The organism is Phycisphaeraceae bacterium (assembly GCA_019454185.1).
Taxonomy (GTDB): domain Bacteria; phylum Planctomycetota; class Phycisphaerae; order Phycisphaerales; family UBA1924; genus JAHBWV01.
The window spans coordinates 713,347-726,715 of the sequence record CP075368.1 but is presented as its reverse complement, the minus strand read 5'-3'; the positions used below and the strand labels follow the sequence as shown (position 1 = coordinate 726,715).

General features: G+C 64.0%; 13 protein-coding genes and 2 tRNA genes. 2 read left to right on the top strand and 13 right to left on the bottom strand.

Annotation, left to right across the window (positions count from 1 at the left end):
* Positions 1 to 19: 19 nt before the first annotated feature.
* Positions 20 to 265: a SlyX family protein gene (locus tag KF838_02885; GenBank protein ID QYK48802.1), complete on the bottom strand. Its 246-nt coding sequence runs from the start codon at positions 263 to 265 to the stop codon at positions 20 to 22.
* 64 nt (positions 266 to 329) lie between these two features.
* Here KF838_02885 and KF838_02880 point away from each other — a divergent pair, with 64 nt between their 5' ends.
* Positions 330 to 986 carry an acyloxyacyl hydrolase gene (locus tag KF838_02880; GenBank protein QYK48801.1) on the top strand — a complete coding sequence of 219 codons (657 nt, stop codon included), beginning with the start codon at positions 330 to 332 and terminating at the stop codon, positions 984 to 986.
* 10 nt (positions 987 to 996) lie between these two features.
* On the opposite strand, the gene KF838_02875 is transcribed toward KF838_02880, so the two are convergent.
* From KF838_02875 to rpsT, 6 genes are all read right to left on the bottom strand, one after another.
* Positions 997 to 1,950, bottom strand: a complete 954-nt coding sequence (locus KF838_02875) for a diguanylate cyclase (GenBank protein ID QYK48800.1) — start codon at positions 1,948 to 1,950, stop codon at positions 997 to 999.
* Between the two features lie 21 nt (positions 1,951 to 1,971).
* Complete coding sequence (locus KF838_02870; protein ID QYK48799.1) at positions 1,972 to 2,316, bottom strand: Hpt domain-containing protein; 345 nt, start codon at positions 2,314 to 2,316, stop codon at positions 1,972 to 1,974.
* Between the two features lie 153 nt (positions 2,317 to 2,469).
* Positions 2,470 to 2,544 (bottom strand) — tRNA-Glu (locus KF838_02865).
* Between the two features lie 114 nt (positions 2,545 to 2,658).
* A complete protein-coding gene (locus KF838_02860; GenBank protein ID QYK48798.1) occupies positions 2,659 to 2,961 on the bottom strand; it encodes a hypothetical protein in 303 nt (100 codons plus the stop codon).
* A gap of 221 nt (positions 2,962 to 3,182) precedes the next feature.
* The gene (locus KF838_02855; protein QYK48797.1) at positions 3,183 to 4,013 is read right to left on the bottom strand and encodes a CPBP family intramembrane metalloprotease; all 831 of its coding nucleotides are present in this window, start codon (positions 4,011 to 4,013) and stop codon (positions 3,183 to 3,185) included.
* 106 nt (positions 4,014 to 4,119) lie between these two features.
* Complete coding sequence (rpsT, locus tag KF838_02850) at positions 4,120 to 4,383, bottom strand: 30S ribosomal protein S20 (GenBank protein ID QYK48796.1); 264 nt, start codon at positions 4,381 to 4,383, stop codon at positions 4,120 to 4,122.
* Positions 4,384 to 4,537: 154 nt separating this feature from the next.
* Here rpsT and KF838_02845 point away from each other — a divergent pair.
* Positions 4,538 to 4,611, top strand: a tRNA-Arg gene (locus KF838_02845).
* A 133-nt stretch (positions 4,612 to 4,744) separates the two neighbouring features.
* On the opposite strand, the gene KF838_02840 is transcribed toward KF838_02845, so the two are convergent.
* From KF838_02840 to KF838_02815, 6 genes are all read right to left on the bottom strand, one after another.
* Positions 4,745 to 7,456, bottom strand: a complete 2,712-nt coding sequence (locus KF838_02840) for an insulinase family protein (GenBank protein ID QYK48795.1) — start codon at positions 7,454 to 7,456, stop codon at positions 4,745 to 4,747.
* A 52-nt stretch (positions 7,457 to 7,508) separates the two neighbouring features.
* Positions 7,509 to 9,260, bottom strand: a complete 1,752-nt coding sequence (locus KF838_02835) for a hypothetical protein (GenBank protein QYK48794.1) — start codon at positions 9,258 to 9,260, stop codon at positions 7,509 to 7,511.
* Between the two features lie 96 nt (positions 9,261 to 9,356).
* Positions 9,357 to 9,647: a PAAR domain-containing protein gene (locus KF838_02830; protein QYK48793.1), complete on the bottom strand. Its 291-nt coding sequence runs from the start codon at positions 9,645 to 9,647 to the stop codon at positions 9,357 to 9,359.
* Positions 9,648 to 9,659: 12 nt separating this feature from the next.
* On the bottom strand, positions 9,660 to 10,796 hold the full coding sequence (locus KF838_02825; GenBank protein ID QYK48792.1) for a hypothetical protein: 1,137 nt from the start codon (positions 10,794 to 10,796) through the stop codon (positions 9,660 to 9,662).
* A gap of 2 nt (positions 10,797 to 10,798) precedes the next feature.
* Positions 10,799 to 12,931 (bottom strand): hypothetical protein, encoded by a 2,133-nt coding sequence (locus tag KF838_02820; GenBank protein ID QYK48791.1) that lies wholly within the window; start codon positions 12,929 to 12,931, stop codon positions 10,799 to 10,801.
* Positions 12,932 to 12,976: 45 nt separating this feature from the next.
* Positions 12,977 to 13,369 (bottom strand): hypothetical protein, encoded by a 393-nt coding sequence (locus tag KF838_02815; GenBank protein QYK48790.1) that lies wholly within the window; start codon positions 13,367 to 13,369, stop codon positions 12,977 to 12,979.

Genomic DNA, 13,369 nt, shown 5'->3' with positions numbered 1-13,369 from the left:
GTGGCTTGCGGCCGCGCCTTCAGGCGGAGTGCGGGGGTTTGTTTGCGCGGAGTTCTTCGTCGGTGATTCGACGGGGTGTGCCCGGTTCTGGTTGCCGCGTGTCTTCTTCGAGGCGTTTCTCGATCGCTTCGAGGCGTCTGGAGAGTGCGTCGAGCCGCCGGTAGAGGTCGAGGATCTGTCGTCCGGCCTCTTCGGCGGCCCGGTCGGCGTAGGCGAGCGATTCTTCGAGGCGTGTGAGCCGCGATGGATCTGGTTGATCTGACATGGCGTGCTCCGGAAGTGCGGCGGAGGGTGGCGTGGTCGGGGTGACGCTCGCTACTCTACGTCCCATGAATGATGAGATGAATATGCATGTTCGGCGGCGGTTGCTCGGGTTGCGGGTTGCGGCGTGGCTGCTGCCTGTTGCATGCTTCGGGGTGGCGCACGCTGAGGATGGCGCGCTCTCCGGGGGGCGACTGACGTTCCAGCCGAGCGAGAGCGTTGAGGGGGCGGCGGCGCGGAGTGTGCCGGAGTATGCGTCTGCCGAGTCGAAGTGGTGGACGCTCGGCGCGGGCGTGGCGTACGACTTTGACGGTTCGACGGATGTGCCGCTGCGCGGGGCGTTCAGTTACTTTCTGGGCGATGGGGTTGAGTTGTCGTTCGAGCTTGCGGGGTGGTACTTCGCGCAGGAAGGGGACGACCAGATCGGTGCGAGTGTGTCGACGATCTTCCGGTGGCACTTCTATCGGAAGGATCCGTGGACGGTGTATCTTGATGCGGGGATCGGTCTGCTCGGCGCGAGCGGGGATGTGCCGGATGGAGGCACGGGATTTAATTTTCTTCCTCAGGCGGGTGCGGGGGTGACGCGTCGTCTGAATGATCGCGGGCTGCGTTTGCAGGTTGGAGCGAGATGGCACCACATCTCGAACGCGCGGATCTTCGGTGACGATGAGAACCCGGACCGGGACGCGCCGATGGTGTACGGGGGGCTGATTTTCCCGTTCTGAGTTGGCGGGGTCAGCCGGCTTTCGGGAGCGAGCGACCGGCAGCTTCCATGGTTGACGAGATGGTTCTGTTTCGGCCGCCTGTCTTCGCGGCGTAGAGGTTTCGATCGGCTGTTTCGAGCCAGGCGCCCTCGGTGTGGAAGCCGCAGCGGTTTGAGCCGGCGATGCCGGTGGAGACGGTGACGGCGTGGTCGGGGTGTCTAGGCCAGGCGACCTGCTCGAGGGTTGTGCGGATTCGCTCGCAGACGGCGAGTGCGTCTTCGGGGCAGGTGTCGGGCATGATGAGTGCGAACTCTTCGCCGCCGTATCGGCAGGGGATGTCGGTCTCGCGGATTTCGCGTCTGAGGAGACTGGAGAATCCGGTGAGGACCGCGTCGCCTGCGGGGTGACCGTAGGTGTCGTTGATGAGTTTGAATCGATCGATATCGAAGATGGCGAGTGAGACGGGGCGTTCGTGGCGGGCGCAGCGTGCGAGTTCTTCGCTGAGCCGTCGGTCGAAGTATGCGCGGTTCCAGAGCCCGGTAAGGCCGTCGATCTGTGCGCGCTGCGCGAGCATCTGGAGGAGGAGATGGGTGCGGATTGCGGCACGGATCCGGACTCGGAGTTCTGCGATGTCGAAGGGCTTTGTGACGTAGTCGACTGCGCCGAGGTCGAAGGCGGTGACTTTGTCGTGTGCGCTCGAGAGCCCTGAGAGCATGATGACGGGTGTCTGGACGGTCTCGGGGCGTTCCTTGAGTTGGCGGAGGATCTCGAAGCCGTCGATGTCGGGGAGTTCGATGTCGAGGAGGATGAGGGCCGGATTGAGGCGTTTGGCCATCTCGAGGCCTTCGGTGCCGGTGCTTGCGGTCTCGAAGTCGAGGGTCTCGTGGCGGAGTCTGGCCTTGAGGAGACGCAGCACGTCGATGGAGTCATCGACCGCCAGCACGAGCGGGCGGGATGCTTCCAGGTTGGCTGCTTCGATCCTCACGTGGTTCGCGGCTTTCTCTGGTTATGCGGGCTGGTGCCCTGCGATGGCGCGGCGGCAGACATCGACGAGTGCGTCGACGGCGTGCTTGACGGTGGTTGGATCGGGTTCCGGGCCGCCCTCGGTGATCGATGCTTCGAGGGTTCCGGCGATGCGGCTGAGATCGGGGTAGCCGTATCCGCCGGCCGCGCCCTTGAGTTGATGGGCGAGGGTGCGGAGGTCGCCGAGGCGCTGCGCGTCGAGGTGGCTCTGGAGGGACGCGATGCGTTCTCCGAGTTCAGCGACGAAAAAATCGAGGAGCTCGACCATGTCGGGGTCGTCGGCGAGGTCGCTTCGCAGCGGGCTGGTGTGTTGAGCTTGGGGCTCCATGAGACCTCCGATTCCGGTCGGAGATCGGCGAGCGGAGACCCGGAGTTGATGAGGTCCACGAAAACGAGAGAATCCACTCGGTGTGGGGATGGGCTGGAGTGGCCAATCGGCAAAAACAGCGCGGGCCGCCTGTAAGAGGCGGCCCGGTGAGAATGACCCCACGGGGATTCGAACCCCGGTTTCCAGGATGAGAACCTGGCGTCCTAGACCAGGCTAGACGATGGGGCCATCGTGCTGGGAGACGATAACTCGACTCGGGATCGGGTCAAGCCCGGAGCCGAGGATTGGGTCCAAGAACAGCGGTGGGAACGGCGCGGATGTGGCGTGAGGCGAGGGATGGAGTCAGCAGGCGGCCGTGGCCAGCGAGCGACGGAGCTGAGAGAGTGCGTAGACCGCGGCTTCGACATCGGAATGTCCGACGACGGCCCCGGATGCGGAGCCGGAGCGATCGACCCACTCGGCACGGTGGCAGTCGAAGAGCTGGATTCTGCGGATTTTGAGCTCGCACCCTGCGGCGGTGAATTCTTCCTGCACGCGCGCGCACGAGGGATAGGGGCGCCCATCGGTGTGGAAGGCACACCCCTGTGAGTCGAGTGAGCTCCAGCCGGTCGCGTACAACTCGTCGATTGCAAAGTCGAGTCCCATGTGCTGGCCCTTTCGCTGGATTGCGCGAGCCGCGTGTGGAGCGCGGCGGAAGTCACGCTGCCATCAACCCGGGACGGAGAACGAAGGACGCACCGGGACTCTCTTTCCTGATGGAAGAGTGTACCCGACAAGATTGGGAGAATTCCAGCAGAAAAATCGGTGTGGAGAATGGGAGGACAGGGCTGCCCTACGCGATTTTTTCCCTAACGGGAGGTCGATTCTCAGTCGGTGATTGAGCGGCTGGCTGGGAGGAGGACGAGGGCGACGACGTCGTAGAGGGCGTGGACGCCGACGACGATGCCGAAGCCGCGCCAGATGTAGAGGATTCCGAAGTAGACGCCGGCGAAGAAGAGGAAAGCGGTGAGCGGGAGATTGAGGTTACCGGCGGGCGTGCGGAGGTCGTGGTAGAGGGTGAAGGCGATGGCGGAGAAGAGGACGGCGGCGATTGCTCCGGCCTGCTTCTTTGCCCCGAGGACATCGACGACGATGGTGTGGATGATGGCGATGCAGACGACTCTGAAGACGAGCTCCTCGTATAGGCCAGCGCCGATGGCGATGGTGAGGCGGGCCTGGGTCGAGAGATGATGGATCTCGTTCGTGCCGGTGGGTCCGGCGAGGGGTGCAAGCTCTGCGGCGGCGACGAAGAAGGGGATGATGGTCGCGACGACGACGAGCGGGATCGTCCAGACGATCGACTCCATCGCCATGACGGGGATGACGGGGAGTTGGACCGTCCAGCGGTCCTTTCGCAGCGTGTGCCAGACGAGGAGGACTGTGGCCAGGACGAGGCCGGGGAGATAGAGACCGAACGCGCCGAAGATCTCGAAGAAGGCGGAGATCATGCGTCGTGCGCTGATTGTTTCGACGGCGCCTGTTGAGGGATTTGAGAGATAGAGGATCGACCCGATCTCGTAGAGCACGAGGAGGGGAGCGAGAAAGACGAGGATGTGGAGGGGTCGCGTGGAGAGGTCGCTGTACGCGGCGGCGGCGTCATTGGATCGCGACGGCTTTGCGGCCGGCTTTCTGCGTGCTGGTCGCTTTGCTGTCGTCATCGAGTCACAAGAATACGCGAACCCCGCTTGCGCGGGGTTCGTGCTCAGGAATCAGTGTGTGGGTAGACGTTCCGGCGCGTGACGCGGAGCGTAGGTCGTTCGCCGGTCAGGCCTTGGCCTTGAGGCGGGCGTTGAGGCGGCTCTTGCGGCGAGCGGCCTGGTTGCGGTGGATGACGCCGCGCTGCGCGGTGCGGTCGATCGCCTTGATGCAGGCCTTGAACGCCTCGCCCGCCTCGGCCTTTGAGCCGTGGAGCATCTTGTCGTTGAAGTCCTTCAGTGCGGATCGCATGCTGCGAAGACGCCAGCGGTTGAGGGCGCGGCGCTTGAAGTTCTGACGGACACGCTTGCGGGCGGAGAGTGAATGAGCCATGCGGGAGACAACCTCGTTTCGAGTCCGCAGGGCTTCTGCGGACGGGAGAGAAGTATTGGGTGGTCTCGGGCAGAGTTCAAGAGTTCGGGCTCCGGCAGTTGCCGAGCGTGGAGTGGCCGCTTAACCTTTGGCCTTGCCCTTTGGTGGGCAGTGCGCAGGCGTAGCTCAATTGGATAGAGCACCTGACTACGGATCAGGAGGTTAGGGGTTCGAGTCCCTTCGCCTGTACTTGCAGAACGACCCCGGAGCGGATGCCCCGGGGTCGTCGGCTTTTTGAGGTCAATCGAATTCGATTGTTTTGTCGTATCGATCGGATTTTGTCTGGGTGACATGCGGCCGGTCTTGCCGTCGGCATCGCGGCTCAGCGGGATGCCGGTGCGCCATGGACATCGACCTCGATGGGGGTCGGGAGTTTGAGACCTTCGAGTTGGCTGAGGATGAGAGATTTGTCGCCGACGAGGACGAGGACCGCGCGGTCGAGATCGACGGCACGGGCCGCGGCGTTGTTGATGGCATCCACGGTGATGCTGTCGAGATCGAGCAGGTCCTTCGCGATGGTTTCGTAGGACATGCCGACGGCGAGAGGACGCGTGGCGTTTGCGAGGAGTCCGGCGAGCCCCTGGAAGCTCTCGACGAGATCTGTCTTGACGGTTTCGCGGCTCTTTACGAGTTCGGACTGGTCGATGGTTGCGGTGCGGAGCGCGTCGAATTCCTTGAGGAACTCGGCGACGGCGGGGCCGGTGGCATCGGCTCTGATGGCGGCTCCTGCGGTGAGCATGCCGCGGGTTCGGAAGGGGGATATCGATGAGCGTGCGCCGTAGGTGTATCCGTTGCGTTCGCGGAGGTTCTGGTTGAGTCGGCTTGTGAATGAGCCGCCGAAGAGCGTGTTGATCATGGTGTTGACGGCCCGCGCGGGCGAGTCGTATGGAGGCGCGGGCATGGCGAAGCGGACGACGGTCTGTACGGCTCCGGGGCGATCGACGATGAGGACTCTGAGGCCGGAGGGGGAGTCCGTATCGGCGGTGAGAGTTTGGGAGAGCGGTTCTGCAACGGGCATTGTCCAGCCGCCGAAGGCGCGTTCGAGCGTCTCTCTGGCTTCGTCGCGCGTGATGTCGCCCGCGATGAGGATGGTGGCGTGCTCGGGACGGAAGACCTGGCGGACTTTGGAGGTGACGTTCTCGATCGTGATGGATTCGACGCTCTGGCGTGTTCCGGAGAGGGGGCGTCCGTAGGGGCTGGAGTCGCCGAAGAGGGCGCGGTTTGCCACGCGGGCGGCGACGACCTGCGGGTTGTCGTCCTGCTGGCGGAGATTCTCGATATGGAGCGTGCGGACGCGAGCCCAGTCTTCGGGTTGTAGGGCGGGGCGGATGAGGGCGTCTGCGAGCAGCGGGATCGCGCGGTCGGCGTTGCGTTTGATGACTGTCATGGAGGCGTGCGCGGTCTCGACGCTTGCGTCCGCGTCGAAGGTCGCTCCGAGCGAGGAGACTGCGTCTGCGAAGCCGATGGCGTCGAGGCCTGCGGCGCCCTCGTCGAGCATGTCGGCTGCGAGCGTGGCGAGTCCGGGGCGGGCTGGATCGTCGATCGGGGCACCGGGCGCGAAGAGGGTGGTGATGGAGACAAGCGGGATGGAGGGCTTGTGGAAGTGGAGCACCGTGATGCCGTTCGAGAGCGCGAATGAGTCGGGGCTCGGGGGCATCCAGGGCGAGCTGGCGGGCTCGTCGGGTTGGGTATCTCTTGCGCTTGGGAGTCGATCGGGCGTTTCGGGGAGGATGCGTCCGATGAGCCGCGCGTCGGGCGTGAGGACTTGTGCGGCCCAGCGTCGGACGGACTCGGGCGTTGCGTTGCGGTAGCGGTCGAGATCGCGTTTGAATGAGTCGGGCTCACCGAAGTAGAACTGGTAGGCGTTGAGCGCGTCGGCGCGGCTGAGGACATCCTGCATCGAGCCGAGCATCTCGAGCTCGCGTGATGCCTTGAAGCGTTCGAGTTCGTCGGCGGTTGGGCCGCTCTCGAGGAGCGTGCTGATCTCTTCGTCGATCAGTGCTTCGAGTCGGCCGAGGTCGGCATCCGGCATGGCGTAGATGTTGAGGGCAAGCACGGATCCGAGGAGGTTGGAATCCTGGTAGGCCTCGACTTCGGCGGCGATTCCCTCGTCCATGACGAGACGCTTGTAGAGGCGGCTGGACTTTCCATCGGTGAGGATCTGTGCGAGGAGATCGACCTCGGCGTTGCCATCTGTGTAGATCGCGGGCGAGTGGTACCAGATGCTGATGAGGGGCAACTGGACCTTGTCGAGGGTCGTGTAGCGGACGACGCGGTCGAGACGGGCGGGGGGCGCGATCTTTCCGGGTGTTGGCGCGCCGGCGGGGAGGTCTGCGAAGAGTGATTCGATGATGGGCTTGATTTCTTCCGGATCGAAGTCGCCGACGATGCTCATGGAGATGTTTGAGGGGACGTAGAAGGAGGCGAAGAAGTCCTGGACATCGTGGACCGTTGCGGCCTCGAGGTCCTGGTGCGTGCCGATCGTGGGGATGTGGTACGGGTGCGACTCGGGGAACATGAGTTGGGTGGCGATGAGGTAGGAGCGGCCGTACGGGGCGTTCTCGTAGGACTGGCGGCGCTCGTTGCGCACGACGTCGCGCTGGAGGTCGAGTTTCTCCTGGGTCATCATGCGGCCGATGTCTTCGAGTCGATCCGCTTCGAGCCAGAGGAGTGTCGGGAGGAGAGAGGAGGGCCCGGACTGGAAGTAGTTTGTGCGGTCGTATGAGGTGGTCGCGTTGTTGGAGCCGCCTCCTGATTCCATGATGAGGTCGAACTGGTTCTCGGGAACGCGTTCGGTGCCCATGAACATGAGATGCTCGAAGAGGTGGGCGAAGCCGGAGCGGCCTTTCGGTTCGTCTTTGGAGCCGACGCGATACCAGAGGTTGAGAGCGGCGAGAGGGAGCGAGCGATCCTGGTGGAGGATCACGGTCATGCCGTTGTCGAGTTGGTAGCGCTCGTATGGAACCGATTGTGCGGCGATGGGGAGCGTTGCGAGCGAGAGCAGCGCGGCGACGGGGAAGATCCTGGGCAGCATGAGGGCTCCTGGCGTTGGTGGCGGAGGTTGTGGCGATGAGTCTCGGAAGAGATTACGGGTTTGATGATTCGGGCGGGAGGTACTCTATTGTCATCGGTGCGTAGCACTCGAACGCTCCGTCCTGCGCGTTCACGCGTGCGGGGCGGACCTTGTCCTGATCGGCCTCGATGGTCGGGATACGCGGGGATCGGTATTCGATGATGTCGGATGTCAGGACGATGGCACCGGCGATGCAGGCGGCGGCGCAGATCGCGATTCTTGCGGAGCGTGCGTGATCGATGGGCCAGAGAAGCCCTGCGGCAGCGAGGACGTAGAGGGCGGGGAGGATTGATGCGCTCTGGCGGGCGTAGCCGTAGAAAGCGATGGTGACGACCAGCTTTGCGAGCACGATGAGGGTCCACTCTACTCCATGGCGGGCGAGGAGGAACCGGATTGCGCCTGCGGTGATGAGGAGGAGGATCGGGATTCGCCACCAGAGCGCTTCTGGCCAGGGAACCGCAGCGACATCGACGGGTTGGCGGATGAGGGTGCGGCCGAGCGGCGCGTTGGTGATGCCGATGCCGCCGGTGATGCCGCCCTCGAAATGGAGGAGTTTCCGGCCGACGAGCGAGAGCCATGCGGCTGGGTCTTCGCGGATGTATCCGAGTCCGACACGGTAGCCCTCGTTGTAGAGTTTGAGGTGGCTGGGGAGGGCGAAGGTGAGGTTCGGGTCCGAGCCGAAGCGAGCATCGAACGCGGCGCGAGAGAACCCGCCTCCGGAGTCGGGGTGGTTGGCGAGTGCGAAGCAGAGCGGCCCCTGGCTGGAGACGAAGATGGGCGTCTTGAGGGGCGCGGGGATGTAGCCGAATTCCTGCTCGAAGTAGCGGCGGACGCGGGCTTCATTGATCTGCGGCTCTCGGGCGGCGAGGGCGATGGAGCTGAGGTACGCGGCGTTGTCGAGGCGAGCGAAGGGGGGGATGGTGTCCATGAAGGAGCGGGCGTCGGGCGTCCACGCGGGGCGGAGGGTTGCGTAGTCGGGGAGACGCTCGGCGTTTGTGTTCATGCGCTCGGTGGCGCGGGTGCCGGCGATGCTCCAGGGGAGGCAGACGAGAACTGAGCAGATGATGGTGAGCACGCCGAGGAGCGAGCGCCGAAGGCGCGGGACGCCAGAGGCACGGGTGATGGGCTTTGCGACCTCCCACGCGATGAGCAGGAGCATGAGGAGTGTGTGCTCGGCGCGGACGAGGGTGGCGAGACCGTGGAGGATGCCTAGGGCGAGCGCGCTCGCGATCGAGGCGGGCAGGGCGGTGTGCGGTCTTGCGCCGAGCGCGATGATCGAGACGAGAAGGAGCGTGTAGAGCGTTTCGCCGTTGAGCGACGTGGCGAGGGCGGAGGCATGGAAGGAGAGGGCGAACCAGAGGGACGCGACGATGGCGATGCAGCGGGCGCGGGGGGCGGAGAGTGGGCCGCTGAGTGTGCGGAGCGCGGCGATGTAGAGGATCGGGCAGGTGAGTGCGGAGCAGACGCACCAGAGGATCTTGTATGAGGTCCAGTCGGTTGTTGCGGGCGATGCGCCGAGGATGGAGAGGATGTGGGAGACGGCGGGCGAGTGGATGGGGAGGCCGTACTCGAAGGGGGTGCCGGCGTGGATGGCTTTGATCCAGTCTGTCCAGAGCGGGGCGTCGCCTTCGAAGAGGACGGAGTGGGGCCATTTTCGATCGACGGAAGAGAAGAGGAAGAGGAGGCGAGAGGCGAGGGCGATGAGGGCGAGAGCCGCGGCGATGGAGAGATTGAGGAGAATCGTGCGCCGGGCGGGTGCGGTCATGGGGAAGGGTAGGGCGAGTTTGGCGGCATCTTCGAGCGTGGTGTGTGGTGAGTGGTCCCCCACTGTTGCCGGCGCACGCATTGAAGGGCCAGTGATTCAGCCGATGAGAACGGTGAAGCAGCCGAGGATGATGGTGCCGCCGTGGGCGGTCGTGTCGCCCATGCGTGCCGCGGGGAGTCCACCGATAAGGACGGTCCCGGAGCCCTTGACGATAACGTCGGGCGGTCCGACACAGACGGCCATGTCTGTGGCTCGTGCGGCGGGGAGGCCTCCGATGAGGACGGTGGGACAGCCGGGGGGGAGGATGGGGCCGCCGACGTGGGGCACCACGCCCGTGACCATCGGGCAGACGTGCATGTCGGAGATTCGTGCGGCGGGCGTTCCCATGGGGGCTCTCGCTCAGTATTGCTCGGGGAGATCGTCCCAGAGGAACTCGATCGGTGGCTGTTTCTCACGTGCGACTTTGTATTTTTCGATTCGCGGATCGGTGAGTTCACCTGCGAGATAGACGGTGGCGCGTGCGGAGGCACAGATGCGGGCGATGTGGGGAGGATTGCCGGCTTCTTCGAGCGGGACTTCGTCGATGTGCTTGGCGAACGCGGCGTGGGCGGGCTTTGGAGTTGCGGCGATGGCGTCGGCGCGGATGCGACGTGCCGCCCAGACCTGGAGGTAGGCATCGCTGACGGTGTCTTTGGGGAGATAGGTCTTGATGAGGTCGGGGAGGACTTCGGGCACGGGCTTTCCTGCGATTTTCTGCTTGGCGGCGATGAGGCGTTTGGTTCGCGGGATGTCGTTGCGTTCGATGGCTTCGACTTTGTCGAAGGCCATCATGCTTTTCTCGCTGTCGGCTTGGCGAGGTTCGAGACGCGCGACTTCGGTTCGGACACGGCCGGCGAAGGCGTCAACGCTGCCGTGCGGGCAGAGCACGAGAAGCGTAGAGAGCATGAGGTTTGCGTAGTCGACGGCCCAGGTAGACTTCACGAGGAAGCGATCGAAGTGGTCGGCGGCCTTCGCTGCGGCGGCGTCGTCGAGGAAGTCGCCGACCATCTGGCATGCGTAGGCCTGGCGCTGGAACTCTTTGCCGTCTGTGGGAGGACGGAGAAGGTTCTGTGTTGTGAGTTCGGGGACGACATCGGGGCGCTCGTAGAAGCGGATGAGGTCGAGCACTCTTGAGTAGGTTGACGGTCCTGAGGTCGGCTTGACACGTTCGCGGATGAACTCCGACACGTGAGCGGGTTCGATACCCCGGGGTACGCGGAAGCCGCCGTAATCGCCACCGAAGACGAAGGCGTCGAGAAGCTCGTTTGCCTCGCTCTGGTTGTAGCGCACGAGAGTGATACGGGGCTTACCGGATGGATCTTTGAAGCCGGCGAAGCCGCCCTTGGGCGGGAACTTCGGCGGCTGGATGGGGGACATTCCGCCGGGGATTCCGGGCGCACCGGGAACGGAAGGGACACCCGGCACTCCGGCGGGTGGTGTAAAGCCCGCGCCGGCGGGAGGTATGTTGGGCGGCTTTGGAGGTTGGAAGCCCGACATTGTCAGCTCCAGTTTTCGGTGACGGGGCCGCTGATGGTTCGGAGACGGGCGACGGCGGAGTCGTGGTACCACCCTGTCTTGCCCACGGGAGGCGGTGCGGCTGGAGGGGTGTGGGGCTCGAAGCAGGCGTACCAGATTTTAAGTGGCGTGTCGCAGATGCGCTTCGACGCGTCTACGGCGTTTGACTCGGAGGTACCGACTCCGGTCATGAGTTCGGTCGCGCCGAGCGGATTGACACCTACCGGGTTGTCTTTGGCGGTGTGGAAGGTCTCGAACATGACGTGCCCGGATTCGTGCGGATAGGTGAACGGGAGATTGTCCGATGCGTCCATGACAGGGCCTGAGGTTGTGTTGCATGCCATGATGCATGCCCACCTGAGCGGCGCTCTGGGCCTGTAGTCGTCGGGGAGGTCGAGCATGAGCATGAAGGCGATGCCGCGGAGCGAGTGGCCTTTGAACTCGTCGATGATGTAGCAGTCCATGCGATCGTCGGTTCCTGGCGCGGCGCGGATGACCCGTCGCATGTCGGGAGAACCAAGGGCGAAGGCGGGATCGGGCGTGTCGTCCTCGACGCTCGCGAGGTCGAGCCGGACAACTGAGATCGTTGCGTTGGCATCGTCCGTGGTTTCTTTGCGGATGATGATGCGTTTGCCATCGTTGCGGGAAATGATGAGATCGACGGACCCGTGCGAGTCTCCTGAGCCGGGGTTGTTGACGGCCTTGTCGAACGCAGTGGGATTCGGGTAGGCGTGTCCTTTGTACTCTTTAGGTAGCGCGGCGATGATGGCACGAGCGATCTCGAGGGGCGTTTGTCCGGACGAGAGGGTGACTTTGACCTCGTCCTTCATGGACGCGGCGATGATGGCGGCGGCAACGCCACCCGCGACGGCACCGACGGCTGCGCCGATGGCTGCACCCTTTGCGGCGTCGCCTCCGGCTGCGTGACCGATGCCGGCTCCTGCTGCTGCGCCGACCGCGCCGCCACCGAGAGCACCGAGGGCCGCAGCGCCGGCGATTGCGCCTGCGGAGGGTGGGTCACCGAGGATGAATGACATTGTTGAGCCGCCCGCGGCGGGCGAGCCGTGTACGTCGGAGATGACGATCATGTCAGCGGCGGGCGGATCGATGTACTCGATCTTGGGATCGACGAGTTTGGGAGCCATTTCGGCCTGGGCGAAGGAGCGACGGTACCACTTGAACGTGCGGCGGCGGAGGATCTTGTCGGTCATGCCGCCGACGGGAGCGCCGCCGACCGTGGAGCGGAACACATGGAAGCAGAGGCGGATGCGTTTCTCGTTGGCGGGATTGCCGACGGGGAGCGTCGCGTAGAGGGTGCACTTGTCGGAGGCCTTGCATCCTTGTATGACGTACTTGGCCTGCACGGCCTGGTCGAGGATCTCGCAGGCGTCTTTGGCTTCGGTGCCGTCGGCCATGTCGGAGGTGAAGAGGCCCTGGGCTGTACCGTCGGCCTTGATCGGATCGCCGGAGAGTTCTTTGAGGTCGGCCTCGTCTGTGACGAGGCGGAGGTAGCGTGAGCGATAGCCCTTGAGCTTGGCATCGAGTTTCTTGCACTTGACCTTGAGCTTGCGTTTGGCGGCATCGGCGTCGGTGAAGGGCTCGTGCTTCTCGATGGACCCGTCGGCCTTGTAGACGGGCTTGAGAGCCATCAGTTCGACTTCGATCTCGTCGGCACTTGCTCCCGGATCGACGGCTTCGATTTTGAAGGAGTCGGGGTCGTGGGCGGCGTCGGCGTTGTGTCCGTAGGCGGTCGGGAAGGCCTTCAGCCCGTCGGCGCCTGTTTTGTTGCAGACGTAGTTGCTGACGTTCAGGAAGTCGTCGATTGTGCGATCGTCCTGATACTTGGGTTTTTTCTGGTCATCGACGAAGCGGAGACTCGGCGGGGGTACACCCTTTCGCTTGAACGGATGCTTCTTATCGGTGCCCTTGTCGTGCTTGTTCTTCTTGATGTCGGGGATTGTGACCTTGTCGCCCTTCTGGAGCGGGCGTTTCTCGAGTTCTTTGAGGAGCGCGGCGTTGGCTCCGTCGCCGCGCAAGGGGTCGCAGTTGAGAAAGCCGTTGGCGATAGCGAGCGTGCAGAGCGTGTCGCCGCTCCGGGCTTCAACGACCTTGGGCATCGCTCGCTCCTGTGGCGTTCGGATTGGATGGGATGTCGGCGGGGCTCATTTGTTCTGCCATGCTTCCTTGTCGAGGTTCGGGAATGTGACCTCGGCTTCACCGGGATCTATGCCGTCGACTCTTGCGGTTCCTTTGTCGTCGAGTGTTCCGCTGACGATGCTGCCGTCGGGGAGCTTTACCTCGTAGTACTCACCGGGCACCGGGTTGTCTTCTTCGTCCTTGAGTTCGATGGCGATCCAGTTCTTCTTTTCCTCTTCGTCGGGAGATGCACCGAACGGCTTGACCGCGGCTTCTCCGTACTTGCCGCTCTGGGTCTTGCGTTGCTCGGCCTTGATCTCTTCGACCTCTCCGGGGTTGGCGTTGTCGGCCTCGTGCGGCTTCTTCGGGCCTGCGGGCGGTACGAGTGTGCAGAGTTTGCCGGACTTTGGGGATGCCAT